General features: G+C 68.4%; 22 protein-coding genes and 1 pseudogene. 12 read left to right on the top strand and 11 right to left on the bottom strand.

The window, feature by feature from the left end:
* Positions 1-84: 84 nt before the first annotated feature.
* Genes QE385_RS18125 through QE385_RS18110 form a run of 4 tightly spaced genes read left to right on the top strand, consistent with a single transcriptional unit; the run spans position 85 to position 3703 of the window.
* On the top strand, positions 85-1653 hold the full coding sequence (locus QE385_RS18125; protein ID WP_307104259.1) for a cytochrome ubiquinol oxidase subunit I: 1569 nt from the start codon (positions 85-87) through the stop codon (positions 1651-1653).
* A 16-nt stretch (positions 1654-1669) separates the two neighbouring features.
* The gene (gene cydB / locus QE385_RS18120) at positions 1670-2809 is read left to right on the top strand and encodes a cytochrome d ubiquinol oxidase subunit II (protein WP_307104257.1); all 1140 of its coding nucleotides are present in this window, start codon (positions 1670-1672) and stop codon (positions 2807-2809) included.
* A gap of 12 nt (positions 2810-2821) precedes the next feature.
* Complete coding sequence (gene cydX / locus QE385_RS18115) at positions 2822-2938, top strand: cytochrome bd-I oxidase subunit CydX (protein WP_307104256.1); 117 nt, start codon at positions 2822-2824, stop codon at positions 2936-2938.
* 57 nt (positions 2939-2995) lie between these two features.
* Positions 2996-3703 (top strand): Crp/Fnr family transcriptional regulator, encoded by a 708-nt coding sequence (locus tag QE385_RS18110; RefSeq protein WP_307104255.1) that lies wholly within the window; start codon positions 2996-2998, stop codon positions 3701-3703.
* Between the two features lie 7 nt (positions 3704-3710).
* Here the strand turns inward: QE385_RS18110 and QE385_RS18105 are convergent, their stop codons facing one another.
* On the bottom strand, positions 3711-4247 hold the full coding sequence (locus QE385_RS18105) for a hypothetical protein (protein WP_307104253.1): 537 nt from the start codon (positions 4245-4247) through the stop codon (positions 3711-3713).
* 84 nt (positions 4248-4331) lie between these two features.
* Positions 4332-5369: a sigma-54-dependent Fis family transcriptional regulator gene (locus tag QE385_RS18100; protein WP_307104251.1), complete on the bottom strand. Its 1038-nt coding sequence runs from the start codon at positions 5367-5369 to the stop codon at positions 4332-4334.
* Positions 5370-5555: 186 nt separating this feature from the next.
* Here QE385_RS18100 and adh point away from each other — a divergent pair, with 186 nt between their 5' ends.
* The 8 genes and pseudogenes from adh to QE385_RS18060 all read left to right on the top strand — a co-directional run bounded on the left by adh (position 5556) and on the right by QE385_RS18060 (position 13618).
* Positions 5556-7067, top strand: a complete 1512-nt coding sequence (gene adh / locus QE385_RS18095; RefSeq protein ID WP_307104249.1) for an aldehyde dehydrogenase — start codon at positions 5556-5558, stop codon at positions 7065-7067.
* Between the two features lie 86 nt (positions 7068-7153).
* Positions 7154-8188 carry a zinc-dependent alcohol dehydrogenase gene (locus QE385_RS18090; RefSeq protein WP_307104247.1) on the top strand — a complete coding sequence of 345 codons (1035 nt, stop codon included), beginning with the start codon at positions 7154-7156 and terminating at the stop codon, positions 8186-8188.
* A 50-nt stretch (positions 8189-8238) separates the two neighbouring features.
* Positions 8239-9754: pseudogene (locus tag QE385_RS18085) on the top strand (acetyl-CoA hydrolase/transferase family protein).
* 2 nt (positions 9755-9756) lie between these two features.
* Positions 9757-10317 (top strand): GNAT family N-acetyltransferase, encoded by a 561-nt coding sequence (locus QE385_RS18080; protein ID WP_307104817.1) that lies wholly within the window; start codon positions 9757-9759, stop codon positions 10315-10317.
* Between the two features lie 177 nt (positions 10318-10494).
* Positions 10495-11742: a GTP-binding protein gene (locus QE385_RS18075; RefSeq protein WP_307104245.1), complete on the top strand. Its 1248-nt coding sequence runs from the start codon at positions 10495-10497 to the stop codon at positions 11740-11742.
* Complete coding sequence (locus tag QE385_RS18070) at positions 11739-12302, top strand: superoxide dismutase family protein (protein WP_307104243.1); 564 nt, start codon at positions 11739-11741, stop codon at positions 12300-12302. Before QE385_RS18075 ends, QE385_RS18070 begins: the two co-directional genes overlap by 4 nt.
* 10 nt (positions 12303-12312) lie before the next feature.
* Complete coding sequence (locus QE385_RS18065; protein ID WP_307104241.1) at positions 12313-12453, top strand: hypothetical protein; 141 nt, start codon at positions 12313-12315, stop codon at positions 12451-12453.
* On the top strand, positions 12446-13618 hold the full coding sequence (locus QE385_RS18060; protein ID WP_307104239.1) for a GTP-binding protein: 1173 nt from the start codon (positions 12446-12448) through the stop codon (positions 13616-13618). The genes QE385_RS18065 and QE385_RS18060 overlap by 8 nt, the downstream gene beginning before the upstream one ends.
* 65 nt (positions 13619-13683) lie before the next feature.
* Here QE385_RS18060 and QE385_RS18055 read toward each other — a convergent pair whose 3' ends face one another.
* The 9 genes from QE385_RS18055 to QE385_RS18015 all read right to left on the bottom strand — a co-directional run bounded on the left by QE385_RS18055 (position 13684) and on the right by QE385_RS18015 (position 23905).
* On the bottom strand, positions 13684-14079 hold the full coding sequence (locus QE385_RS18055; RefSeq protein WP_307104237.1) for a hypothetical protein: 396 nt from the start codon (positions 14077-14079) through the stop codon (positions 13684-13686).
* Positions 14080-14181: 102 nt separating this feature from the next.
* On the bottom strand, positions 14182-15780 hold the full coding sequence (locus tag QE385_RS18050) for a PepSY domain-containing protein (RefSeq protein ID WP_307104235.1): 1599 nt from the start codon (positions 15778-15780) through the stop codon (positions 14182-14184).
* Between the two features lie 6 nt (positions 15781-15786).
* Positions 15787-16083: a hypothetical protein gene (locus tag QE385_RS18045; RefSeq protein WP_307104233.1), complete on the bottom strand. Its 297-nt coding sequence runs from the start codon at positions 16081-16083 to the stop codon at positions 15787-15789.
* Positions 16080-16355, bottom strand: a complete 276-nt coding sequence (locus QE385_RS18040) for a hypothetical protein (RefSeq protein ID WP_307104230.1) — start codon at positions 16353-16355, stop codon at positions 16080-16082. The genes QE385_RS18045 and QE385_RS18040 overlap by 4 nt, the downstream gene beginning before the upstream one ends.
* Entirely contained in the window at positions 16352-17182 is an 831-nt protein-coding gene (locus QE385_RS18035; protein WP_307104228.1) for an alpha/beta hydrolase, read from the bottom strand. The genes QE385_RS18040 and QE385_RS18035 overlap by 4 nt, the downstream gene beginning before the upstream one ends.
* Positions 17176-19338: a TonB-dependent siderophore receptor gene (locus tag QE385_RS18030; RefSeq protein WP_307104226.1), complete on the bottom strand. Its 2163-nt coding sequence runs from the start codon at positions 19336-19338 to the stop codon at positions 17176-17178. The genes QE385_RS18035 and QE385_RS18030 overlap by 7 nt, the downstream gene beginning before the upstream one ends.
* Before the next feature lie 382 nt (positions 19339-19720).
* On the bottom strand, positions 19721-21166 hold the full coding sequence (locus tag QE385_RS18025; protein WP_307104223.1) for a TolC family protein: 1446 nt from the start codon (positions 21164-21166) through the stop codon (positions 19721-19723).
* Positions 21163-22236 (bottom strand): efflux RND transporter periplasmic adaptor subunit, encoded by a 1074-nt coding sequence (locus tag QE385_RS18020; protein WP_307104221.1) that lies wholly within the window; start codon positions 22234-22236, stop codon positions 21163-21165. The genes QE385_RS18025 and QE385_RS18020 overlap by 4 nt, the downstream gene beginning before the upstream one ends.
* Positions 22220-23905 (bottom strand): ABC transporter ATP-binding protein, encoded by a 1686-nt coding sequence (locus QE385_RS18015; protein WP_307104219.1) that lies wholly within the window; start codon positions 23903-23905, stop codon positions 22220-22222. The genes QE385_RS18020 and QE385_RS18015 overlap by 17 nt, the downstream gene beginning before the upstream one ends.
* Positions 23906-24047: the final 142 nt, after the last annotated feature.

Genomic DNA, 24047 nt, shown 5'->3' with positions numbered 1-24047 from the left:
GCGGTCAATGTCGGGGGTCGGGTCGGGGCGTAGCGAATCCGCGGACAAGGGGCCGGGGGGCGGCTCCTTTTATGGAGACATGCCATGGACCCCGGGGTCGTCGACCTGTCGCGGCTGCAATTCGCGGCCACCGCCTTGTATCATTTCCTGTTCGTGCCGCTGACTTTGGGCCTGTCGATGATGCTGGTCATCATGGAATCGGTCTATGTCATGACCAATCGCCCGGTGTGGCGGGTGACGACGCGCTTCTGGGGCAAGATCTTCGGCATCAACTTCGTGCTGGGGGTCGCCACCGGGCTGACCATGGAGTTCCAGTTCGGCACCAACTGGTCCTATTTCTCGCATTATGTCGGCGACATCTTCGGCGCGCCGCTGGCGATCGAGGGGCTGATGGCCTTCTTCCTGGAGGCGACGTTCGTCGGGCTGATGTTCTTCGGCTGGGACCGGCTGTCGAAGCTGGGGCATCTGATCGTCACCTTCCTGGTGGCGCTGGGCACCAATTTGTCGGCGCTGTGGATCCTCATCGCCAATGGCTGGATGCAGAACCCCGTCGGCGCGACCTTCAATCCCGGCACGATGCGGATGGAGGTCGCGGACTTCGGCGCGGTGCTGTTCAATCCGGTGGCGCAGGCCAAGTTCGTCCATACGGTCAGCGCGGGCTATGTCTGCGCCTCGGTCGTGGTGCTGGGCGTGTCGGCCTTCTGGCTGTTGAAGGGGCGGTTCGTCTCCGTTGCGCGCCGGTCGATGACGGTGGCGGCGGCGTTCGGCCTCGCCTCCTCGCTGTCGGTCGTCGTGCTGGGCGACGAGAGCGGCTATGCGCTGACCGACAACCAGAAGATGAAGCTCGCCGCGATCGAGGCGGTCTGGCACACCGAACCCGGCCCGTCGGGGCTGACGCTGTTCGGGCTGCCCGACGTCAAGGCGCACGAGACCCGCTACAAGGTCGAGATCCCCTGGGTCCTGGGCCTGATCGCGACGCGCAGCCTGGACGGCACGGTGACGGGCATGTCCGAACTGGTGCTGAAGGCGCAGGAGCGGATCGCATCGGGCGTGATCGCCTATGACGCGGTACAGCGGCTGAAGGCCGATCCGCAGGACCGGACCCAGCGGGCGCGGTTCGAGGCGCATAAGCGCGACCTGGGCTATGCGCTGCTCCTCAAGCGGCAAATGGCCGACCCGCGCAGCGCGACGCCACAGCAGATCGAGGCGGCGGCATGGGACACGGTGCCCGATGTCGGCCTGCTCTTCTGGAGCTTTCGCATCATGGCGGGGATCGGCTTTGCGATGATCGCGCTGTTCGCGACCGCCTTTGCCCTGTGTTCGCTGCGGATGCACATGGACGCGCGCTGGTTCCTCAAGCTGGCGGTGGCGGCGATCCCGCTGCCCTGGGTGGCGATCGAGCTGGGCTGGCTGGTCGCCGAACTGGGGCGTCAGCCCTGGGCGATCGAGGGCGTGCTGCCCACCTTCCTCGCGACCAGCTCGCTGTCGCGCGGCGCGCTATGGACCACGCTGGCGGGCTTCACCGCGCTGTACGGCGTACTGGCCGTGATCGAGGTCCGGCTGATCCTGGCCGCCATCGCGCACGGGCCGGAGGAACGGGACGACCAGCCCGGCCCCGGCCCGATCCCCGCCGCCATTCCCGTTGCCGCCTGAGCCAAAGGACTGGGATATGTTCGATTACGAGATGTTGCGCCTGATCTGGTGGGCGCTGCTGGGTATATTGCTGATCGGCTTCGCGCTGACCGACGGATTCGACCTGGGGGTCGCCGCCCTCCTGCCCTTCGTCGCGCGGAACGATGCCGAGCGGCGGATGGTCATCAATTCCATCGGGCCGACCTGGGAGGGGAACCAGGTCTGGTTCATCCTGGGCGGCGGGGCGATCTTTGCCGCCTGGCCCTTCGTCTATGCGGTCAGCTTTTCGGGCTTCTACCTGGCGATGTTCCTGGTCCTCGCCGCGCTGATCCTGCGGCCCGTGGGGTTCAAATATCGCAGCAAGCGGCCCGACCCGGCATGGCGCACCCGCTGGGACTGGGCGCTGTTCGTCGGCGGGCTGGTGCCCGCGCTCGTCTTCGGCGTCGCGGTCGGCAACGTCCTGCTGGGCGCGCCCTTCCGCCTCGACAGCGATCTGCGCGCCTTTTACGACGGGACGCTGCTCGGCCTGTTCACGCCCTTCACCCTGCTGTGCGGGCTGTTGTCGGTGGCGATGCTGGTACTGCACGGCGCGGCGTGGCTGTCGATCAAGGTCGAGCACGGGCCGGTCCACGACCGCGCCCGGACGTTCGGGACGGTGGCGGCGATCGCCGCGATCCTGCTGTTCGCGGGCGGTTTTGCCTTCGTCGCCTGGGGCGGCATGGGCTATCATGTCGTCGGCGCGGTCGATCCTCTCGGCCCGTCCAATCCGCTGCACATGACGACGGAAGCGGCGGGCGGCGCGTGGCTGGACAATTATGCCGCCTATCCCTGGATGACGGCGCTGCCCATTCTGGGCTTTGCCGGGCCTGTGCTGGCCCTGATCGGTATCAGGAGCAGGCGAGAGAGCCTCGCCTTTGCCGGGTCGTCGCTGGCCGCGACGGGCATCATCGCCACGGTCGGCTGTTCGATCTTCCCCTTCATCCTGCCCTCCAGCATCGACGCGCATAGCAGCCTGACGGTCTGGAACGCCTCGTCCACGCAGAAGACGCTGGGCATCATGCTGTTCGTCACCATCGTCTTCCTGCCGATCGTGCTGGCCTACACCGCCTGGGCCTACCGGGTGATGTTCGGCCGCGTGACGGCGGAGGCGGTGCGCACCAACCCCGACTTCTACTGAAAGGCCCCGTCCATGTGGTATTTCTCCTGGGTCCTAGGCCTCGGCCTGGCCATCGGCTTCGGCATCCTCAACGGCATGTGGCACGAATTCCATTTGCCGCAGGAGGAGGATGTGTCGCCGCGACACTGACGGATGGGACAATCCGTCCGACGACAAGGGATCATGGCCATGCTATCGGGCAAGGCCATGATCCCGAACGACGTTTGTGCCGACTGCGCGGTGCGCGACCGGGCCCTGTGCGGCAGCCTCGACGACCGCGAGCTGATCGCGCTCAACACGATAGGCCAGCGCCGCCATGTGGCGCGGGGCCAGACCATCGCCTGGGCGGGCGACGAGGCGGTGCTCTGCGGCAACCTGCTGTCGGGGGTGCTCAAACTGGTCGCCGCCACCGCCGACGGGCGCGAACAGACGGTCGGCCTGCTCTATCCGGCCGATTTCTTCGGACAGCCCTATGCGGGCGATGTCGACTTCACGCTGACCGCGCTGACCGATGCCGAGCTTTGCGTCTTTCCGCGTGTCGCCTTCGAGCGGGTGCTGGAGGATCACCAGCGCATGGAGCGGCTGTTGCTCCAGCGGACCTTCGAGTCGCTGAACGAGGCGCGCGGGCGGATGCTGGTGCTGGCGCGCCAGTCTGCGGGGGAGAAGCTGGCCGGGTTCCTGCTCGACATGGCGGCACGCGCCGGGGCCGGCGGGTGCCGGGCCAGCCGCGACGGGCCGCTCACCTTCGACCTGCCGCTGACGCGCGGACAGATCGCCGACGTGCTGGGCATGACGATCGAGACGGTCAGCCGCCAGCTGACCCGGATGAAGCAAAGCGGGATCATCGGCCTGCCCGGCGGCCGGGCCATCACGATCAGCGACCGCGACGCGCTGGCCGCCCGCGCTGCGGCCTGAGAGGCGGTCAGGCCGCGACGTTGTCCGCCAGCGCCTCGACCAGCAGCGCGCGGGCCTCGCGCGTCAGGCGGTGCCCGGCCAGGGCGATGATGGTCAGCTGCTCGAAATCGACCGCGCGGCGGCACCCGGTAAAGAAACAGCGCAGCATATGGCCAAGCGCCTCGGGCCCCATGGCGGCATCCGCCCCGTCAAAAGCCTCGATCAGATCGCGCGCCGCCGCGCCGTCCGCCATGTGCCGATGCCGGACATGGTCGAGCAGCGTCCAGGCGAGCGGGTCTTCATGCCCGTTGAGCAGCATCGCCGCCAGATAATCGCCATCGACCCGCTCCCCCTTCGCCACCAGCCCCTGCAAGGCCGTCAGGAATGCCGCCGTCATCGGCGCGTCGGGCCGCTCGGGCAGGCCGTCCGCGATCGCCTCCGCCTGGTCGCACAGGGCCAGGCGACGGCGATGTTCCCGGATCAGCCGGACCAGGTCGATTTCGTGGATGACGTGCCAGCGACGCGCGAACGGCACGACGCTGCCTTGAAGCGGGTTGCGGTCCATCGCGCAGGGTCTCCTTCGCCGCCCTCGTGACGCAGGGCAGCTTCGCCGACATTGACGATGGTCAAACGCGGACGCCCGGCCCCTTCAACGCTGGCGGGCGAGATGCCGGTGGATCGTGCTGCGGTGGACGCCCAGTTGCCGCGCCGCCGCCGAGACATTGCCGCCATGGGCCGCCAGCGCCGCGTCGATCGCCTCCGCCCGGTCATCCGCCAGCGGACGCGCCACGGGCAGCTCGATGCCGCCGCTTCGCGCCTCCGCATCCCAACCGCCGATCAGCGTCGCGCCATTGGCCAGGCGCAGCTGCCCCTTCGCCGCCTGGCTGCGCATATCGACCAGTTCGCCGAGCGCGGTGTCGTCCAGCGCCTCCCAGCTACGCCCGACCAGCGACAGGCCGCGCCGGTTGGCCGCGACGAGCCGGTCGTCGCGAAACACCAATATCCCCTCTCGCGCCGTGCCCAGCATCGCCGCATCGTCGTGCATGCGCAGCACGCGGCAATCCGCAAAGCCGGTGCGGAACAGCCGATGCTCGATCTGGTCGACCGCCAGGCGGATCAGCCCCAGCGCATGCCCGTGCCCGCTGACCGAAGGGCCCGAAATGTCGAGCGCCCCGACGATCGCGCCGCGCGGATCGAGGATCGGCGTCGCGGCGCAGCTCAGCACCGCGTGTTCGGCGAAGAAATGCTCGCCGCCATGCACCGCGATCGGGCGACGCTCGGCGATGGCGGTGCCGATCGCATTGGTGCCGGTGCTCGCCTCGGTCCAGGACACGCCGGGCCGCAGCGCCACCTGCGCCGCCCGCGACAGGAAGCCGGTGTCGCCGATGGTGTCGAGGATCATGCCGTCGGCATCCGCCAGGATCACGACGCTGCCCGTGTCACGCGCCTCGCCCGCCAGCATCTCCAGTTCGGGGCGGCAAAGGCGGCGCAGCGACTCGCGACGCTGGCGCAGCGCATGGAGTTCGCCCTCGGTCAGCGGCCCGCCATCGCGCAGCCGCCCCTGCGCCAGCCCCATGTCGGTGCAGCGCAACCAGGAGCGCAGCACCGGCTGGCGCACGCTTTCGAGCGGCAGCTGCCCCTCGTCGAAATAGGCTCGCCGGCCCTGTTCTATCCCGGCGCCGTCCATCGCCGCATCCTTCTCCGACTGTCGCAAAGTGCGACACCGGCGCGGCTTTCGCGTCGCGCCGTGCGACACATGCTACGCCTTGCCGACGGAAAGTCCATCGGCGCCGCGCATCTCGTCGCGGATCGGCTTGCCGCGCGCGCCGCACAGGCAGAGCCTTGGCGTCATAACAGACCAAGGAGAGGTTTCATGACGATCCAGGAAAGCATCAAGGCCCGCACCGCGCCGTTCAAGGAACGCTATGCCAATTTCATCGGCGGGCGCTGGGTCGATCCGGTCGACGGACGCTGGTTCGACAACCGATCGCCGATCGACGGACAGGTCATCTGCCAGGTCGCGCGCAGCCAGGCGGCCGATATCGAACTCGCGCTCGACGCCGCGCACAAGGCCAAGGACGGCTGGGGCCGCACCAGCGTCGCCGAGCGGGCGCTGATCCTCCACCGCATCGCCGACCGGATGGAGGAGAATCTCGGCCGCCTCGCCACCGTCGAGACCTGGGACAATGGCAAGCCGATCCGCGAGACGACCGCCGCCGACCTGCCGCTGGCGATCGACCATTTCCGCTATTTCGCGGGCTGCATCCGCGCGCAGGAAGGCGGGATTTCGGAGATCGACCACGACACGGTCGCCTATCATTTCCACGAGCCGCTGGGCGTCGTCGGGCAGATCATCCCGTGGAACTTCCCGCTGTTGATGGCTTGCTGGAAGCTGGCGCCCGCGCTGGCGGCTGGCAATTGCGTGGTGCTGAAACCCGCCGAGCAGACCCCGGCGTCGATCATGGTGCTGGCCGAACTGATCGCCGACCTGTTGCCCGACGGCGTGCTCAACATCGTCAACGGATATGGCGTCGAGGCGGGCAAGCCGCTGGCGCAGAACCCGCGCATCGCCAAGATCGCCTTTACCGGCGAGACGACGACCGGGCAGCTCATCATGTCCTATGCCTCCGAAAACCTCATCCCGGTGACGCTGGAGCTGGGCGGCAAGAGCCCCAATATCTTCTTCGGCGACGTGGCGGCCGAGGATGACGATTATCTGGACAAGGCGATCGAGGGTTTCGCCATGTTCGCGCTCAACCAGGGCGAGGTCTGCACCTGCCCCAGCCGCGCGCTGGTCCACGAATCCATCTATGACCGCTTCATGGAAAAGGCGGTCGCGCGGGTCGAGGCGATGATCCAGGGCGATCCGCTCGACCCCGCCACCATGGTCGGCGCGCAGGCGTCGCAGGAGCAGATGGACAAGATCCTCGGCTATCTCGACATCGGCCGCGACGAGGGCGCCAAGGTGCTGACCGGCGGCATGCGCAACCGGCCCGAGGGGCTGGAGGGCTATTATGTCAAGCCGACGGTACTGAGCGGCAACAACCGGATGCGCGTGTTCCAGGAGGAGATTTTCGGCCCCGTCGTGTCGGTCGCGACCTTCAGGGACGATGAGGAGGCGCTGCGCATCGCCAACGACACGCTCTATGGCCTGGGCGCGGGCGTGTGGACGCGCGACGGCACCCGCGCCTATCGCATGGGCCGCGCGATCCAGGCGGGGCGGGTGTGGACCAACTGTTATCACGCCTATCCCGCCCATGCGGCGTTCGGCGGCTACAAGCGCTCGGGCATCGGGCGCGAGACGCACCGGATGATGCTCGACCATTATCAGCAGACCAAGAATCTGCTGGTCAGCTACTCGGCCAAGAAGCTCGGCTTCTTTTGACCCCAGGCTTCTTTTGACCGTGATCAAGGCGGGGATCGGCCGCCGCGCCCATCCCCGGCCTATCCTCATTCGACAGGAGAAACACCATGGCGAAGACGATGAAGGCGGCGGTCGTCCGTGCGTTCGGCGAACCGCTCAGCATCGATGAAGTCCCCGTTCCCGAAGTCGGCGACGGCATGATCCAGGTCGCGATCCAGGCGTCGGGCGTCTGTCACACCGATCTGCACGCGGCCGAGGGCGACTGGCCGGTCAAGCCCAACCCGCCCTTCATTCCGGGGCATGAGGGCGTCGGCTATGTCTCGGCGGTCGGCAGGGGCGTGAAGCACATCAAGGAAGGCGACCGGGTCGGCGTGCCCTGGCTCTACACCGCCTGCGGCCACTGCGTGCATTGCCTGGGCGGGTGGGAGACCTTGTGCGAGAGCCAGCTCAACACCGGCTATTCGGTCAATGGCGGCTTTGCCGATTATGTCATCGCCGACCCCAATTTCGTCGGCCATCTGCCCGGCAATATCGGCTTCACCGAGATCGCGCCGGTGCTGTGCGCCGGGGTGACGGTCTATAAGGGGCTGAAGATGACCGATACCAAGCCGGGCGACACGGTCGTCATCTCCGGCATCGGCGGCCTGGGCCATATGGCGGTGCAATATGCCGTCGCCATGGGGCTGAACGTCGCGGCGGTCGATGTCGACGATGCCAAGCTGGACCTGGCCCGCCGTCTGGGCGCGAAGGTCACGGTCAATGCGCGGACGGAGGCGGACCCGGCGGCGGCGATCAAGCGCGAGACCGGCGGCGGGGCGCAAGGCGCGCTGGTCACGGCGGTCAGCGAAAAGGCGTTCGCGCAGGCCGTGGGCATGATGGCGCGCGGCGGCACGGTGGCGCTCAACGGCCTGCCGCCCGGCGACTTCCCGCTCAACATCTTCGGTCTGGTGCTGAACGGCATCACCGTGCGCGGGTCGATCGTCGGAACCCGGCTCGACCTTCAGGAGTCACTCGACTTCGCGGCGGACGGCAAGGTCAGGGCGACGGTTTCCACCGCGCCGCTAACCGAGGTCAATCACGTGTTCGACCGGATGCGCCAAGGGCAGATCGAGGGCCGCATCGTCCTCGACCTCGCCGCCTGACATCAGGGCGGGCGGCGGTTTCGGCGCCGCCCGCCGCTTTGGGAGTGACAATGACCGATCGTATCGCCTGCCCGACCCTTCGTTCGCGTATCACCGATGCCGATAGCGCCGCCGCCCTGATCCGCCCCGGCGAGACGGTGGCGACGAGCGGCTTCACCGGATCGGGCTATCCCAAGGCCGTGCCGCAGGCGCTGGCGCGGCGGATGGCGGCGGAGCATGCCGAGGGGCGGCCGTTCCGCGTCAACCTGTGGACCGGCGCCTCGACCGGCCCCGAACTGGACGGCGCGCTGGCGGCGGTCGACGGCATCGCGCAGCGCCTGCCCTATAGCGGCGATCCGGTCGCGCGCGAGAAGATCAATCGCGGCGAGATCGACTATCTCGACATGCATCTCAGCCAGGTCGCGCCGATGGCGTGGGAGGGGGTGCTGGGCACGCTCGACACCGCGATCATCGAGGTGTCAGGCATCCGCGCGGACGGCTCGCTGATCCCCTCCTCCTCGGTCGGCAACAACAAGACCTGGGCCGACCGCGCCAAGCGTGTCATCCTGGAGGTCAATCGCTGGCAGGACGCGGCGCTGGAGGGGATGCACGACATCTATTACGGCACCCGCCTGCCGCCCGACCGCGTGCCGATCCCGCTGGTGCGGCCCGACGACCGCATCGGCACGCCCTATCTGGCCTGCGATCCCGACAAGATCGTCGCCGTGGTCGAGACGGACGCGCCCGACCGCAACCTGCCCTTCGCCGCGCCCGACGATACCGCGCGCGCCATTGCCGGGCATATCATCGAATTCCTGGCCCATGAGGTGTCGCGCGGGCGCCTGCCCCCTGCGCTGCTGCCGATCCAGTCGGGGGTGGGCAACATCGCCAATGCCGTGCTGTCGGGGCTGATCGACACGCCCTTCGAACCGATGACCGCCTATACCGAGGTGATCCAGGACGGGATGCTCGACCTGCTGGACGCCGGCAAGCTGCGCATGGCCTCCGCCACCGCCTTTTCGCTCAGCCCGCAGGCGGCGGCGCGGCTGAACGCGAACATGGCGGGCTATCGCGACCGCATGATCCTGCGCCCGCAGGAGATCAGCAACCATCCCGAACTGGTCCGCCGCCTGGGGTGCATCGCGATGAACGGGCTGATCGAGGCCGACATCTATGGCAACGTCAACTCGACGCTGGTCATGGGATCGCGCATCCAGAACGGCATCGGCGGATCGGGCGATTTCGCGCGCAACGCCTATGTCTCGATCTTCATGACCCCTTCGACCGCCAAGGGCGGCAATATCTCCGCGATCGTGCCGCAGGCGGCGCATGTCGATCACATCATGCAGGACGTGCAGGTGATCGTGACCGAACAGGGGCTGGCCGATCTGCGCGGCCTGTCGCCCCGCCAGCGCGCGCGGGGCGGTGATCGAACGGTGCGCGCATCCCGATTACCGCCCCCTGCTCGCCGACTATGCGCTGCGGGCCGAGGGCGGTTCCTATGGCCTTCATGCACCCTCGCTGCCCGCCGAGGCGTTGTCCTGGCATCGTCGTTTCATGGAAACGGGAACGATGCGGCCATCTTGACCATGTCGAAGGTCGCCCCGACCATGATGGCACCCAGTCAGGAGGACAGGATGATGATCGCGGATACCGAGTTGCTCGTCACTCGCCATGGCGTGCGGCTGCACGTTCGTCCCACGCGCGAGGAGGACGAGGCCGCGCTGGCCGAATTCTTCGCGCGCGTCTCGCCCGAGGATTTGCGCTTCCGCTTCCTGACCAGCGTGCGGCAGGTCAGTCACGAGCGGTTGACCGGTATGATCCACGCCAACGATGCCGCCAGCACCAGCCTGGTCGCCCTGGCCGATGACGGATCGGTGCTCGCGGCGGCGATGCTGGTGGGCGACGACGCGACCAAATCGGCCGAGGCGGCGATCGCGATCCGGCATGACCGAAAGGCGCAGGGCATCGGCTGGACGCTGCTCGACCATCTGGTCGGCCATGCCCGGCAGAAGGGGTATCGCACGATCGAGGCGCTGGAAGATCGCGACAACCGGTCCGCCATCACGCTGGAACGCGAAATGGGTTTCGAGCCCCATCCGGTCGAGGGCGACCCCATGCTGATCCGGCTGAAACGCACCATCCTCTGACCGAACGGCCCGCGGATCGTCCATAAGGGGCGGCGATCCGCGGGCGGACCTACCCGCCCTCAGCCTCCCGTCGGCAGGGCCGATCGCCACCCATGCGACCGCTGCCTGGGTCAAACGCTTTGACTTGCCACGCCTCGATGACGTAATGATACATCATATCAATGATGAGAGCTTGGTATGAACAGCGCATTTTCGATCGTCGATACCGGGCAGGCCCGCCTGCCGGTGACCGTCCTGTCGGGCTTTCTGGGGGCGGGCAAGACCACGCTGCTCAACCATATCCTGGCCAATCGCGAAGGGCGGCGGGTGGCGGTGATCGTCAACGACATGTCCGAGGTGAATATCGACGCCGATCTGGTGCGCGGCGGCGATGCCACGCTGTCGCGCAGCGAGGAGACGCTGGTCGAGATGACCAATGGCTGCATCTGCTGCACGCTGCGCGACGACCTGTTGCAGGAGGTGCGCGCGCTGGCCGAGGCCGGGCGGTTCGACCATCTGGTGATCGAGAGCACCGGCATCTCGGAGCCCTTGCCGGTCGCCTCCACCTTCTCCTTCCGCGATGAGGCGGGGCAGTCGCTGGGCGATGTCGCGCGGCTCGACACGATGGTGACGGTGGTCGACGCCATCAATCTGCTGAAGGATTATTCGAGCCAGGATTTCCTCGCCGATCGGGGCGAGTCGCTGGGCGAGGAGGACACGCGCAGCCTGGTCGGCCTGCTGGTCGAACAGATCGAGTTCGCCGATGTGGTGGTGGTCAACAAGGCGTCGTCGGTGTCCCCCGAACAGCTCGCCACCGTCAAGAAGCTGGTCGCCAGCCTGAATGCCGATGCCCGGATCATCGCCTGCGACCAGGCGCGCGTTCCGCTGGATGCCATTCTCGACACCGGCCTGTTCGACGAGGAAAAGGCCGCGCAGCATCCGCTCTGGGCGAAGGAGCTGTACGGCTATGCCAGCCATGTCCCCGAGACCGAGGAATATGGCATTGAGAGCTTCGTCTACCGCGCGCGCGCGCCGTTCGATCCGGTGAAGTTCCATGGCTTCCTGACCGATGGCGGACTGGATCATGTCGTGCGGGCCAAGGGGCATTTCTGGCTGGCGACCCGGCCCGACTGGGTCGGCGAACTGGCGGTCGCGGGCGCGCAGACGATGTCCGCGCGCCTGGGCCGCTGGTGGGCCAGCATTCCACGCAACCAATGGCCCGACGACGACCGTTTCGAGCGTTTCGTCGCGGGCCATTGGAACGAGATCTGGGGCGACCGGCGACAGGAACTGGTCTTTATCGGCATCGGCATGGACGAGGCGCGGATCCGCGCCCGGCTCGACGCCTGCCTGTTGCCGGTCAAGGCGTTTACGCCCGACCTGTGGATGGGCCTGCGCGATCCCTTCCCGGCCTGGGGCGAGCGCGCGCTGGAAATGGCCGAATGAGCCGGATCGCGACCGCCGCGCACGCGCTTTCGCGCCTGCCCTTCCGCGCATCGCTGGCCTGCGCCCTGCCGCTCATGCTGACGCTGACCGCTCCGGTCGCGGCGACCGAACCCCAGGCGAGCCCGATCCTCGCCGCCGACGGCACGCGCCATGGCAGCGTCAGCGTGCGGGATACGGCGTCGGGCGTGCTCCTGCGGATCGAGGCGACCGGCTTGCCGCCGGGATGGCACGGCATGCACTTTCACGAGAAGGGCGATTGTTCCAGCGCGGGCTTCACCTCGGCGGGCGGCCATGTGCATGCCGCCAAGCCGGTCGTGCACGGTTTCCTGGTGCCGGGCGCCAATGACGCGGGCGACTTGCCCAACCTGTTTGTCCGGGCGGACGGCAGCGCCACCGTCGAGCTGCACTCCACGCTGGTATCGATGACCGGCGCGGGCGGACGCCCCGCGCTGAACGATGCCGACGGTGCCGCGCTCGTCATCCACGCCGATCCGGACGACTATCGGACCCAGCCGATCGGCGGCGCAGGCGCGCGCATCGCCTGCGCCGTCCTTCGCTGAGCCGTTCCGCATGACGCTTTTCCACGACGGCGCGAAGTCCGACCCGTTCACCCCCGACAAGGATGAAGACATGATCCGCAAGGCCGGTACTCCGGCAATCGCGCCGTTTTCCGGCGCCCTCGCTCGGCGGGGAGGGATCGCCCATGGCTGAGTCGCATCCGGCGCTATTTTCCGGCCCCGAGTCGCTGATCCCCGTTTCGGTGCTGACCGGCTTTCTGGGCAGCGGCAAGACGACCCTGCTCAACCAGCTGGTACGCGCGCCGCAGATGAGCCGCGCGCTGGTCATCATCAACGAGTTCGGCGCGGTCAGCCTCGACCATGATCTCATCGCCCGGTCGAATGACGATCTGGTGGTCGAGATGATCGGCGGATGCCTGTGCTGCACCGTTCGGGGCGACCTGGCGCGCACCCTGCGCGATGCGCCCTGGCGCTTCGCCCGCGACGGCCTGTGCTGGTTCGACCGGGTGGTGATCGAGACCACGGGCCTCGCAGACCCCGCGCCGATCCTCCACACGCTGATGACCGACCATCGTCTGCGCACGCTCTACCGGCTCGACGGCGTGATCGCGACGGTCGATGCGGTCAACGGCATGGCGACGCTCGACGCGCAGGAAGAGGCGGTCAAGCAGGCCGCCGTCGCCGACCGCATCCTCCTGACCAAGACCGACCTCGCCTCTCCGCAGGACCAGCAGGCCCTGACCGGGCGGCTGCGCGCGCTGAACCCCGCCGCGCCGCTGATCGTGGCGGTCAACGGCGCGGTATCGCCGGACGTGCTCTTCGATGCCGGTCTCTACAATCCCGAGACCAAGAGCAACGATGTCCGCCGCTGGCTGGCGGCCGAGGCCTATGACGATCCGCACCATCATGACCATGGCCACGACCATCATCATCACGGGCACGATCACCACCATCACGGCCATGACCATCATCATGACGTGAACCGGCATGACGATCGCATCCGCGCCACCTGCCTGACCTTCGACGAACCGCTGAAGGCGCATGCGTTCGAGCGCTGGCTCGATGTCCTGGCCATGTTCAAGGGGCCGGACATCCTGCGCATCAAGGGCATCGTCAATCTGGAGGACGAGCCGAACCCGGTGGTGATCCACGGCGTGCAGCATGTCTTCCACCCGCCGGTGGTGCTCGACGCCTGGCCGTCCGACGACCGGCGAACCCGGCTGGTGTTCATCACCCGCGATGTCAGCGCCGACGAACTGCGCGGCACGCTGGCGCTGATGACGCTGGGGCTGGACTGTTTCGGGTTGCAGGGTCTGGTCGAGGATGTTCCCGCCTCCGGCCTGCTCGGCGTTCCATAGCCCGCCCTCCCCTGGCCGCCCCGATCCCCGATCCCCGATCATCGCGGGCGGCCAGGGCGCGACGGTCACTGGAGCCCATATCCTCGCGGCGCACCCAGCGTCATCGCCAGCATGATGCGCGTCGAACAGATGGCGCAGTCGAGCGCACTGGCCGCGCCCTTGTTGCAGTCGATACAGGCGCGGCGGCGCATCGATCCGTCCAGCAGCCCGAGCAGCAGGCATTCGTCGTCCGACCGCGCGCACTCCCCCACATCGATGCAGCGGCCGAGTGCAGCCTCGCACAAGGTCAGATAGCTGTCGAACACCGGCGCCAGCATCTCGCAGCGATGCGGGGCCAGCATGCGGTGCAACGCCTGTTGCACCGGCCTGCCCCCGTCGCGCGCATAGCGCCAGCAGCGCGCGGCGGCCGTCAATAGCCCGGCGGCATCGGGGGCCGCGCCCATCGGCGCTGGTGGGTTCATGAGGCTTTCCGCTTGCTTCGGACATGGGCTCATGCCGGTTTCCTTCGACGCCTTACTGGGACTCCATCATTATAGCATTTGATAGTCATTATCAACAAAGAGTCAGGTCGTGGCGATGCACGGCGCGGCCCAGACGCTGTCGCGGGGCCCCGCCACCGCACGCCGCCGGGCGGCACGCGCCATGACGGCAAAGCCCATCGCCCCCAGGGTCGCGACCCCGTCGACCAACTGGCTCGCACCGGGATGGCTCCAACCCCGGGCGAATATGGGGGACAGGAGCGTGGTGAGCGGAATGGCGGCGGTCGCCCCGGCGGCGACCCACAACAATTCCGACCCGCTGCGCGCCGCACCGCGGATCAGCGCCCAGGCGACCGCCGCGACGAACACCAGATAATAGATGCGCCCATGCCATGCGCCGATATCGGCGCGGTCGGCGGGCAGCCACTTGGCGGCGGCGATCGTCAGCGAGATCCCGGCGACGCAGCCCAGCGGCACGCCCACGGTCAGGCTGCCGAGGATGCGGGTCGCGCGCGTCTGCTCCACCATAGCCGCCTTGCGCTCCTTGCGGCGGCGGCTCTCGATCCACAGCAGATTGCCCGAGTAGAACAGGAAGGCGCCGGCAAGACCCAAGAGGAAATAGGACCAGCGCACCGGCGCGCCGCCGAAGCTGCCGAAATGCAGCGCGAAGAAGGACGTGACCGCCGCGAACCACGGCCCCTGCCGCCCCGGCATATAATCCGCCTCGATAATCGCACCGGTGCGGGTGTCGATCTCCGCCCGGCCATAGGTGGGCGCGCGCATGCCATAGCGCTGGTCGACGCCCGTGAGATCGCCCTGGGCACCACCCTTGGCATCATGGCGATAGGTGATCGAGCGCAGCGCGAAGCCGGGCGCCTGTACCGCGATCCGCCGTTGCAGTTCGACGGGCGACAAGGTGCCCTGCACCGCCTCGAGCGCGGGCGGCTCCGGCGGGCCGGGCGGCGGCGGAGCCCGCCGCTCGACCGTCGCCGCGCCGACCCGATACACCGCGCCCTGGGCGGCATAGATCTGGTCGTGAAATGCGAAGATGACGGCGGTGACGGCCATGACGATATGGAAGGGCAGGCTGAACAGCCCCAGAAGATTGTGAAGGTCGAGCCACATCCGCTTGATATTTTTGCCGAAGCGCAGCGCGAACAGGTCCTTGGCCAGGCTGGGCAGCAGGCAGATGACGCCCGAGACGATCGCGACGGCGTAAAGCAGCGAGACCAGCCCCATGATCGGCATCGCCGTCCTGCGATCGAGCGGCAGGCCGACCTGCTGGTGCAGCACGTCGACCAGCTCCGCGACCGGCGAGGCGTCCTGCCGGACCACCTGCAACGCACCCTCCGGGGTCAGCGCGGCGAGGAAGGTCGGGCCCGGCGCGCGGCGGTTGCCGGTGGTCCAGCTCAGCCGTGCGGGCATGTCGGGGCCGGTGTCGAAATGCACGGTATAGGCGGCACGCGCATCGGGCCGCGCGTGCAGCACCTTGGCGATCAGTTCGGGCGTGCGATCCAGCGACGGCGGCGGCGCGATGCTGGCGGGGGCGGAGGCCCATCGGTTCAGCGGCTCGGCGAACATCGTGATCGCGCCGGCGTAAAAGGCGATGAACAGCGCCAGCCCGGCGATAATGCCGACCCAGCTATGCACGTCCTTATAGGTCTTCAGAATATCGGTGCGCATCGGCGATCACCCCAAAAGCAGGCGCGCGGCGATATAGGCCGCCCAGGCCATCAGATTGGCGAGCGCCAGCCAACCCCATGCGCGCGCGCCGCTGCGGAACAGGAAACAAAGGCCCAGCACCAGGCACCAGATCGGCGACACCAGCCACATGGCCAGCTGTTTCTGCGCGCTGAACGGGCCATCGTCCGTCGAGAACAGCGCGGCGAACAGACAGGTGAGCGCCAGGGCCAGCGTCAGCCCCAGCAGGGCGGCGGCCGATACCTTGCCGAACCAGTCGCGGCTGGTGAGAAGCGGACGGCTCATCGCGCCGCCTCCCGCCGGAAGCGCCACCAGCGGACCGCCACCGGGACGATGCTCCAGACCAGCATCGCCCCCGTCATCCAGGTGAAGACGGCGGTCGCCGGACCCTGCACGGTCATCAGCAGCGCCAGCGCGACCGACAGCAGCACGATCCCGGCGATCCGACCGGACCGTCGCGCCCCGCCACCGGCGATCAGGGCCTGATGCGACGTGCCCACATAAAGGCATAGAGCTCCGCCGATAATGGCGAAGGCGGCGCACCAGGCCGCGATCACGGCGCGGCCCGTGCAAAGGCGAAGCGGATCGCCGGTGCCATCGCCGCCAGCATCGTCGTTCCGTGCGTCTGGCCCGGCAGCGGCAGGAAGCGGGCATGGTCCGCGCCGCCGCCCCGATCGAGCGACCGCGCCAGCTCGGCGGGAGGGGCCGCGGCCGCGTCGCCCTCCGCGATCAGGATGCGGGGGTGCGAGGCCCCGGCGGTCGCGGCCTCCCGCGCGATCAGGCCGTTGCCGAACCAGAGCGACGGGCTGACCGCGACGATGCCGCCGAACATCGCCGGACGGGTCAGCGCGGCATGCAGCGCGAGCAGGCCGCCGAAGCTGTGGCCGAGCAGCGTCTCGCGCGATCGATCGACCCGCCAATGCTGGCGGACGAACGGCTGCACCTGTCGCTCGACGAGGTCGAGAAACGCCTCGGCCCCGCCGGTCGGCCATCCGCTGCCGGGGCTGTTCGCGGGGATCGTCCAGCCGGGCGTGGCGGGGGTATAGTCGCGGGCGCGGCGCTGGAGCGAGCCCGCCGCGATCCCGACGACAATGCCCTCCCCCACGCCGCTGCGCGCCCCCGCCCCGGCCAGCCGACGCGCGGTCAGCGCCGCGATCGCGAAATTATCCTCGCCGTCCAGCACATAGAGCACCGGATAGCCGGAGGGCGGCGGCGGTGCCTCCGGCCAGGCGACGAAGAGGCGATACGCCTCTCCGTCCGGTGCATGGACGACCCGCTCGACGCTGCGCGGTAGCGTGTAGGGCGGTCCCGCGGGCGGCTCCGGCATCGCCGCCGCAACCGGCGACGCCAGCGCGAGCAGGCCCGCCAGCCACGCGCTTACCACCGGTATTGCAGCCGCAGGTTCAGCGTGCGTCCCGACCCGTAGAAACAGGCCGATGCCGACGAGCACAGGGCGACATAGCGCCGGTTGGTCAGGTTGCGTGCATTGACCGACAGGATGATGCCGCTGGCAAAGGCCTTGCGCAGGAACAGGTCGTACAGCGTATAGCCCGGCACGCGATAGGCGTTGGCGGTATCGCCGTAGGACACGCCGACATAGCGCACTCCGCCGCCCAGGCCGACGCCGCCCAGCGCCCCGCCCTCGGCAAAGCGATAATCGGCGAACAGCGATCCCATCCAGTCGGGCACCTGGGTCAGCCGGTTGCCCTGCTGCCCCTTCGCCCCGCGCGTGATCTCGCTGTCCATATAGGTGCCGGTCGCGATCAGGCTCAGGCCGCCGATCAGCGTCGCCTTGCCCTCCAGCTCGACGCCACGGATGCGCCCCTGTCCGGTCTGCACCTGACAGGTCGTGCCCGCGCAGACATGGCTTTCGTCCGGGTCGGGGCTGGCGAGGTTATTCTGGGTCAGCTGGTACATCGCGGCGGTGAGCAGCGCGTTGCTGCCCTGCGGCTGGTATTTCACGCCGACCTCATATTGATCGCCGGTCGTCGGCTTGAACGGCGTGCCGTCGAAATATTGCCCGGTCGTCGGCTGGAACGAGGTCGAGTAGCTGGCATAGGGCGCCACGCCGCTCGGCGAGATCCAGGTCGCGCCCGCGCGCCACGTCATCTTGTCGGCCTTGGTCACCGTCACCGGATCGGTGGTGCCGGTCGCCAGTTCGTTGACCTGATGGTTCTTGGCCCAGTCGTAGCGCGCGCCCAGGGTGACATGCAGCTGGCCGAGCGAGAGCTGATCCTGGCCATAGGCGCCGACCTGTTCCAGCCGCGCGTTCAGATGGACCTGCGGCCGGAGCGTCGAGAGGATCCGCCCCACCCCTTGCGACACGGGGTTGAAGATGTCGGGCATCGCCGGAACGTCGGTCGACAGGTCGCGCAGGTGCCGCCATTCGGTGTCGAGCATGTCGACGCCCAGCAGCACCCGGTGCGCCAGCCGCCCGGTGTCGATGCGCCCCTCCAGCTTGGTATCAAGGCCATAGCCGTCGGAATGGCCGACGCCGCGCACCGCGCGCCGGTTGATCGTCTTGCCGTTGGACAGGGTGCCGCCGCGCAGCACCGTCCCCTCGAACAGCGTCTCGACCCGGGTGTAGCGACCATTTTGCCGCAGCTCGAAGCGATCCGAAAAGGCATGCCGCAGCTCGTAGCCGAGCAGATACTGGTTGCGGTCATAGGTGTTGAACTGCGGCTCGCCCAGGAAGGCGTCCAGCCGGATATGACGTCCGCCCGCGCCCGGCTGGCGCGATCCGATATCGGGCAGGAACTGGAAGGTCGATCCGCCCTCGTCGCGCTGATATTGCGCCATCAGCGTGACGCTGGTCGCCGCATCGGGCGCCCAGGTCAGGCTGGGCGCGATGTAATAGCGGCCCGTCTTGATCGAATCGATCTGGGCATCGCCGTAACGCGCCAGACCGACGAGCCGTGCGGTGACCGTGCCATCGGCGGTCAGCGGCCCCGACACGTCCGCCGCGCCCTGATACTGCCACTTGCCGAGGCTGGTGAACCCGGCCCCCTGCAACATGATCTCGCCGCGCGGGGTCGCGGTCGGCCGCTTCGTCACCAGATTGACGATACCGCCCGGCGCCACCTGCCCGAACAGCACCGCCGAGGGGCCCTTCAGCACCTCGATCTGCTGGAGCGCGAAGGGATCGAAGGCGGTGCGCGTCCATTGACCGCCCGCGGGCAGCCGGATGCCGTCGAGGAACAGATTGTCGCTGAAGCTGCCCGCCGAAAAGCCGCGCACCGAAAAGCTGTCGGCGCGGCTGTCGATGCCGTCCTGCTCGGCCTGGACCCCGGCGGTATAGGCCAGCGCCTCGGTCACGCTGTGCACCGCGCGGACGTCGAGTTCCTCGCGCGTGATGACCGAGATGGATTGCGGCACTTCGATCAGGCGCGTCGCGGTCTTGGTGCCCGACGTCGCCTGGGTCTGCCCCGTGGCGGTCACGACGATGTCGGTATCGCGAAGCGCATCGCCCTTGTTATCCTGGGCCGCCTCGGCCGAGGTCGCCGCCGACAGCAGCAACCCGATACCCAAACAGATTCTCATACGTCTCCCGCCCCTTGGTACGCGCCGCCCTGACGGCGCTTCCGTGATAATTCGGGGGCGTCTAATGGCGTCAGCTAATGAGAGTCAATCTCATATGGACAGGATGTTGTAATGTTTGAGGAATATCGGCCACTTCCGGCAAAGAGCGACGCCTCCCTTCCCTCGCCCATCGCAGAGGGGAGAGGGTTGCGCAGACTTGGTCTTTGCGAAAGCAAGACTTAGTCGGAGCTGGGTGAGGGGTGCATGCGCGCAGCGCGCGAGCCTTTGGGCTCGCTCAACCCCTCACCCAAGCTGCGCTAGCCAGCAGGCTGGCAAGCTTCGCTAACCCTCTCCCCTGTCCAGGGGAGAGGGACGAAGAAGCAATACTGAATGGCGATCCGACCTAGGGGTCGAGCCCCAGCGCGGCGCGATCGGCGGTGGCGCTGGCCAATTCGGCGCGCGCGGCGGCGATCCGGGCCTGGGCGTCGATCAGGCGGACACGGGCGTCATTGGCGGTTTCCTCGCGCTGGTTGACCAGGAAGAAGTCGCTCGATCCCAGTTCGAAGCGGCGCCGCTCGGCCGCCGCGAGCCGCTCGGCCAGTTGCCGTTCCTGGTCGGCGATCCCCGCCAGCTTCTCGGCCGCGCCGACGCCGATCAATATGCCTTCCACCTCGACCGCGATCTGGTCGCGCAGGAACCGGCTGCGCGCCGCCAGCGCGTCCATCTCCGCCTGCGCCTCCGCGATCCGACCCTTGGCCGCGCGGTTCTGAAGCGGCAGCGAAAAGCGAAAACCGACCGCCGCCTCCAGCGGGGTGCGCGACGGTCCGCCCAGCCCGACCGGGCCGATATCCTTGCCCGCCTCGCCCCGCAGGTCGAGCCGGGGGCGCAGGTCGTTCTGCGCCAGGGCCAGCCGCGCCGTCCCCTGGTCGATCCGCGCCAGCAGCATCTGGATGTCGGGCCGCTGCCGCGCGAAGTCGGAGCGCGCGGCCGCCGCCACCCCCGACAGCGCCTCGGCCCCCTGCGGCAGACGGTCCGGCCCGACCAGCAGCGGCTCGCCCGCCGCATCGCGGAAATAGAGCGACAGGGCGTTGGCCGCCGCCTGGAAATCGCCTTCCGCCCGGACCACCAGCGCCCGGCGGCGCACGAGATTCTGGTCGTTCTCCGCCAGCAATATGTCGGGCCGCGCGCCCAGCTGGACCTGACGGGCCAGGCCGCCGCGACGGCTCTCGGACAGCGCCAGCAGGTCGCGATAGGCGCGCAGCCGCAGGCCCGCCGCCACCCAGTTCTGATAGGCGTCGATCGCGCGCCGCTGCACCCCGATCGCCACCGCCTCGCGCTCGAACCGCGCAATGTCGATATCGCCCGAAGCCAGCGTGCGGCGGGTCCGACGCTCGTCCACCAGCCGGTCGCGCAGCAGCGAATAGAGCGCGCCGACCTTCACCTCGCCCAGGCGGTTGGTATAGTTCTGGTTCTCATAGACCGGGAAATCGCCCCGGCTGACCCGGTAGCCGCCATAGACATAGCCGCCATTGTCGCCGAGCGGACGGGTCGCGGTGGCCGAGGCGACGGTGCCGTCATAATAGCCCAGCGTGCGCGACCGGCCCTCCGCCTCGAACACCGTGTCGAACGCGCCGTTCGCGGTCAGGGCCCGCCCCTCGGCCGCACGGACCTTGGCCAGCGCCTCGACGATCTGCGGCGCGGCGCGGGCGGAGGCGCGCAGCACCTCGTCCAGGGTCAGCGGCCCCGCGCCGTTGGCCTGCACCGGCACCGGGTTGGGCCGGATACGCTGCGCCGTGGCGGGCACGGCGGGCGCGACGAGCATCGACAGGATCAGCAGCGGCCGGATCATTTGGGCTTGCCCGCCTTGGCCGCGATCTTCTTGTCGTCCTCCTTCTCGGTGGCCTTGTCGGTCGCGACCTTGCCGAATTCCAGCGGGAAGTCGTTCAGCTGGCGCCAGAGTTCATAGCCGACGCTGACCGTCTCCCCCTGCACCCAGCCCTGCACCTTGCCGCCCAGCCGGACGAAGCGCCGCTCGGGCCAGGCGGGCTTGCCCGGCACCGGCTCGACCAGGATGCGGAACAGCCCCTGGGCATTGGCGGTCGGGTCGATGCTGCGGATGCGGCCGTCGAAAAAGCCGTAGGCGACCGACGGCCAGCCGCTGAACTGGATCGCGGGCCACCCCTCGAACTCCAGCCGCACCGGGCGGCCGGGGCGCAACAGCGGCACGTCGCGACCGTCGATCATCAGCTCCACCGCGCGCTCCACCTGCTCCGGCGCGACCACCGCCAGCGCCGTCCCGGCGGACACCAGCGCACCACCGGCGGTGGCGTTGAGGTTCTGGATACGGCCGTCGCGCGGGGCGCGGACGAGCTGGGCCGACTGGCGGTTCAGCTGGACGTCGATCCGGTTGAGCTTGGCGCGCGACTCCGCCAGCTTGGCCCCGGAGTCGGACACCTTGATCTGCGCCTGTTCATAATCGCGCCGCGAGGCCAGCCCTTCGGCGAACAGCTGGCGGGTACGGTTGACGTCGATCTGCGCCACTGCCTGCGACTGGCGGACCGAGGCGATCTCCGCCTCGACCTGCGCGCGCTCGGCGGCCAGGCGCGACAGCAGATTGGGGTCGAGATCGACGATGCGCGCGATCGGGTCGCCGCGCTTCACCGGCTGGCCGTCCTGGACATACCAGCGTTCGACCCGTCCGGGGACCAGCGCGGTCACGTCCTGCGCGCGGTCCTCCGGATCGAGCGCGACGACCTGCCCCCGCCCTTGCGCGGTCTGGAGCCAGGGCACCGCGAACAGGATGAAGACCACCACCGCGATGCCGACCGTCAGGATCCAGGCGATGGCGACCGCCACGCGCGGCGGACGCAGCGAGGCCAAAGTGCGGAAATGCGCGAGATGCTCAGGCAGATGCGACATCGCCACCCTCCTGACGATAAGCGGCCTGGAGATCGGCGAGATGGTCGAAGCGCCGCTGTTCGGTCAGGCCCAGATAGAGATACCCGTCCAGCGTCAGATCCTCGGGTCGGCCGGTGCAGAGCAGCACGGTGGTGCCATGCGTCTTCAGCAGGCGCAGCGCCGCCAGCAGCCGCTGCGGCGGCAACAGGTCGAACAGCTGGCCGAGCAGCAACAGCCGGGGCCGGACGAGCAGCGCATTGGCCAGCTTCAACGCCATGGTCTCCCCGACGCTGAGCGGATAGCCGGTCGAGCCGAGCGGGGTGTCCAAGCCCTGCGGCAGGCTGGCCAGACGCCGCTCGAGACCGACCATGGCGAGCGCCGCCATCGCATCCTCGGCACGTTCGCCCGAGGCGAGGCGCAGATATTCGCGGATCGTGACCTCGACGATGGTCGAACGGTCGAGCACCGTCACGTCCGAGCGCAGATGGTACATGTCGAACGACCCCAGATCGGTGCCGCCGATCCGCACCAGCCCGCGTTCAGGCACCACATGCCGTTTCAACAACATGGCCAGCCGCCGCTCCGCGCCGGGTTCGGCAACGGTGACGAGCTGCTCGCCCGCCGCCAGGGTCAGATTGTACCGCGCCTGGTCGAACCGGACATCGGTCATCTTCACGGCGCCGTCGCGCGGGCCGTTGTCGCCCAGCACCTTGGGCTCCTGCGGAATGGCGAACAGCAGCGACAGCTCCTCGGAACTGGCGACCAGGTCGTAGAAGGTGTCGAGATACAAGCCGAGCTGCGAGATGCCGTAGAAGACGCCCGACAGGATCAGCTCGGCGGCGACCAGCTGGCCCAGCGACAATTGCCCGCGCAGGATCAGCATCCCGCCCAGCAGCAGCAATCCAGCGCTGGCAAAGGCATAGATCAGCAGGAAGGCGATCGTCTGCGCGAACTGATAGCGGAAATAGCGGCGATGCGTGTCGACATAGCTGGCGGTCATCGCCTCCGACCGCGCCATCGCGAAGTCGAGGTGGCGCAGCGACTTGTAGAAGCCGTTCGATCCGCCGACGCTCTCCAGCCAGCGCGCGGCATTGTGCTTGGCATGGCTCAGCGCGACCGCGCCGCTGATCGCCCCGCGCCGCCACAGCAGCCAGACGAGCAGCACCGCCGCCACCAGCACGGCGTTGAAGGCCAGGAAGACCGGGTGGTAGAAGCTGGTGATCGTCAGGCCGATCGCGGCCTGCAACATGATGGTGAACGCCCCGATCACCAGGCTGGGCACCGATTTCTGGACGACGACCAGATCGAAGAAGCGATTGAACAGGTCGCCGCGATTGCCGTCGGCGAAGAATGGGTCCTGCGCATGCACCGCGCGCAGCGTGACCTCGGCCACCACGCGCGAGAACAGGCGGCGCTCGAACGCGGCCATGATCCACACCCGAAGCGCGCTGAGCCCCGCGACCAGCAACAGCAACAGCAGCAGCACGCCCGACAGCGCCCAGAGCGGGGCGGGCATCGCGGTGTTGGCCACGCTGTTGATCAGCAGCTGGACCGAGATGGGCGTGGCCAGCGCCAACAGGCTGATCGCGATGGTATAGACCATGCCCAGCCGCACATAGGCCGCGTCCGGCCCCATGATCTGCGCCAGCCAGCCGACCGCGTCCCGAAATCCCAACCGCTTCGCTGCCACGAAGGCCCCCTTTTCCATTTCGACGCGCCCCATCGCACCAAAATTTTTCTGGATCGTTTCTGCGGCGTAAAGAAAGGTACGAAGCGGCCTAATCTATGTCGTTTTTCCGTCATGCCTTCCTGCGCGGCCGCAGCGAGACGGA

Origin of the sequence: Sphingomonas sp. SORGH_AS_0950 (genome assembly GCF_030818415.1) — a bacterium.
GTDB lineage: Bacteria > Pseudomonadota > Alphaproteobacteria > Sphingomonadales > Sphingomonadaceae > Sphingomonas.
The sequence above is the reverse complement of the archived record's forward strand: the minus strand, read 5'-3'. Positions and strand labels throughout refer to the sequence as shown.

Excerpts from the sequence above, each read along its gene's own strand:
- QE385_RS18105 (WP_307104253.1), bottom strand. The coding sequence starts at position 4,247 with ATGGACCGCAACCCGCTTCAAGGCAGCGTCGTGCCGTTCGCGCGTCGC.
- adh (WP_307104249.1), top strand. The coding sequence starts at position 5,556 with ATGACGATCCAGGAAAGCATCAAGGCCCGCACCGCGCCGTTCAAGGAA.
- QE385_RS18065 (WP_307104241.1), top strand. The coding sequence starts at position 12,313 with ATGACGCTTTTCCACGACGGCGCGAAGTCCGACCCGTTCACCCCCGAC.
- QE385_RS18025 (WP_307104223.1), bottom strand. The coding sequence starts at position 21,166 with ATGATCCGGCCGCTGCTGATCCTGTCGATGCTCGTCGCGCCCGCCGTG.
- QE385_RS18055 (WP_307104237.1), bottom strand. The coding sequence starts at position 14,079 with ATGAACCCACCAGCGCCGATGGGCGCGGCCCCCGATGCCGCCGGGCTA.
- QE385_RS18110 (WP_307104255.1), top strand. The coding sequence starts at position 2,996 with ATGATCCCGAACGACGTTTGTGCCGACTGCGCGGTGCGCGACCGGGCC.
- QE385_RS18075 (WP_307104245.1), top strand. The coding sequence starts at position 10,495 with ATGAACAGCGCATTTTCGATCGTCGATACCGGGCAGGCCCGCCTGCCG.
- cydB (WP_307104257.1), top strand. The coding sequence starts at position 1,670 with ATGTTCGATTACGAGATGTTGCGCCTGATCTGGTGGGCGCTGCTGGGT.
- QE385_RS18050 (WP_307104235.1), bottom strand. The coding sequence starts at position 15,780 with ATGCGCACCGATATTCTGAAGACCTATAAGGACGTGCATAGCTGGGTC.
- QE385_RS18060 (WP_307104239.1), top strand. The coding sequence starts at position 12,446 with ATGGCTGAGTCGCATCCGGCGCTATTTTCCGGCCCCGAGTCGCTGATC.
- cydX (WP_307104256.1), top strand. The coding sequence starts at position 2,822 with ATGTGGTATTTCTCCTGGGTCCTAGGCCTCGGCCTGGCCATCGGCTTC.
- QE385_RS18090 (WP_307104247.1), top strand. The coding sequence starts at position 7,154 with ATGGCGAAGACGATGAAGGCGGCGGTCGTCCGTGCGTTCGGCGAACCG.
- QE385_RS18030 (WP_307104226.1), bottom strand. The coding sequence starts at position 19,338 with ATGAGAATCTGTTTGGGTATCGGGTTGCTGCTGTCGGCGGCGACCTCG.
- QE385_RS18125 (WP_307104259.1), top strand. The coding sequence starts at position 85 with ATGGACCCCGGGGTCGTCGACCTGTCGCGGCTGCAATTCGCGGCCACC.
- QE385_RS18020 (WP_307104221.1), bottom strand. The coding sequence starts at position 22,236 with ATGTCGCATCTGCCTGAGCATCTCGCGCATTTCCGCACTTTGGCCTCG.
- QE385_RS18070 (WP_307104243.1), top strand. The coding sequence starts at position 11,739 with ATGAGCCGGATCGCGACCGCCGCGCACGCGCTTTCGCGCCTGCCCTTC.
- QE385_RS18100 (WP_307104251.1), bottom strand. The coding sequence starts at position 5,369 with ATGGACGGCGCCGGGATAGAACAGGGCCGGCGAGCCTATTTCGACGAG.
- QE385_RS18080 (WP_307104817.1), top strand. The coding sequence starts at position 9,757 with ATGTCGAAGGTCGCCCCGACCATGATGGCACCCAGTCAGGAGGACAGG.
- QE385_RS18045 (WP_307104233.1), bottom strand. The coding sequence starts at position 16,083 with ATGAGCCGTCCGCTTCTCACCAGCCGCGACTGGTTCGGCAAGGTATCG.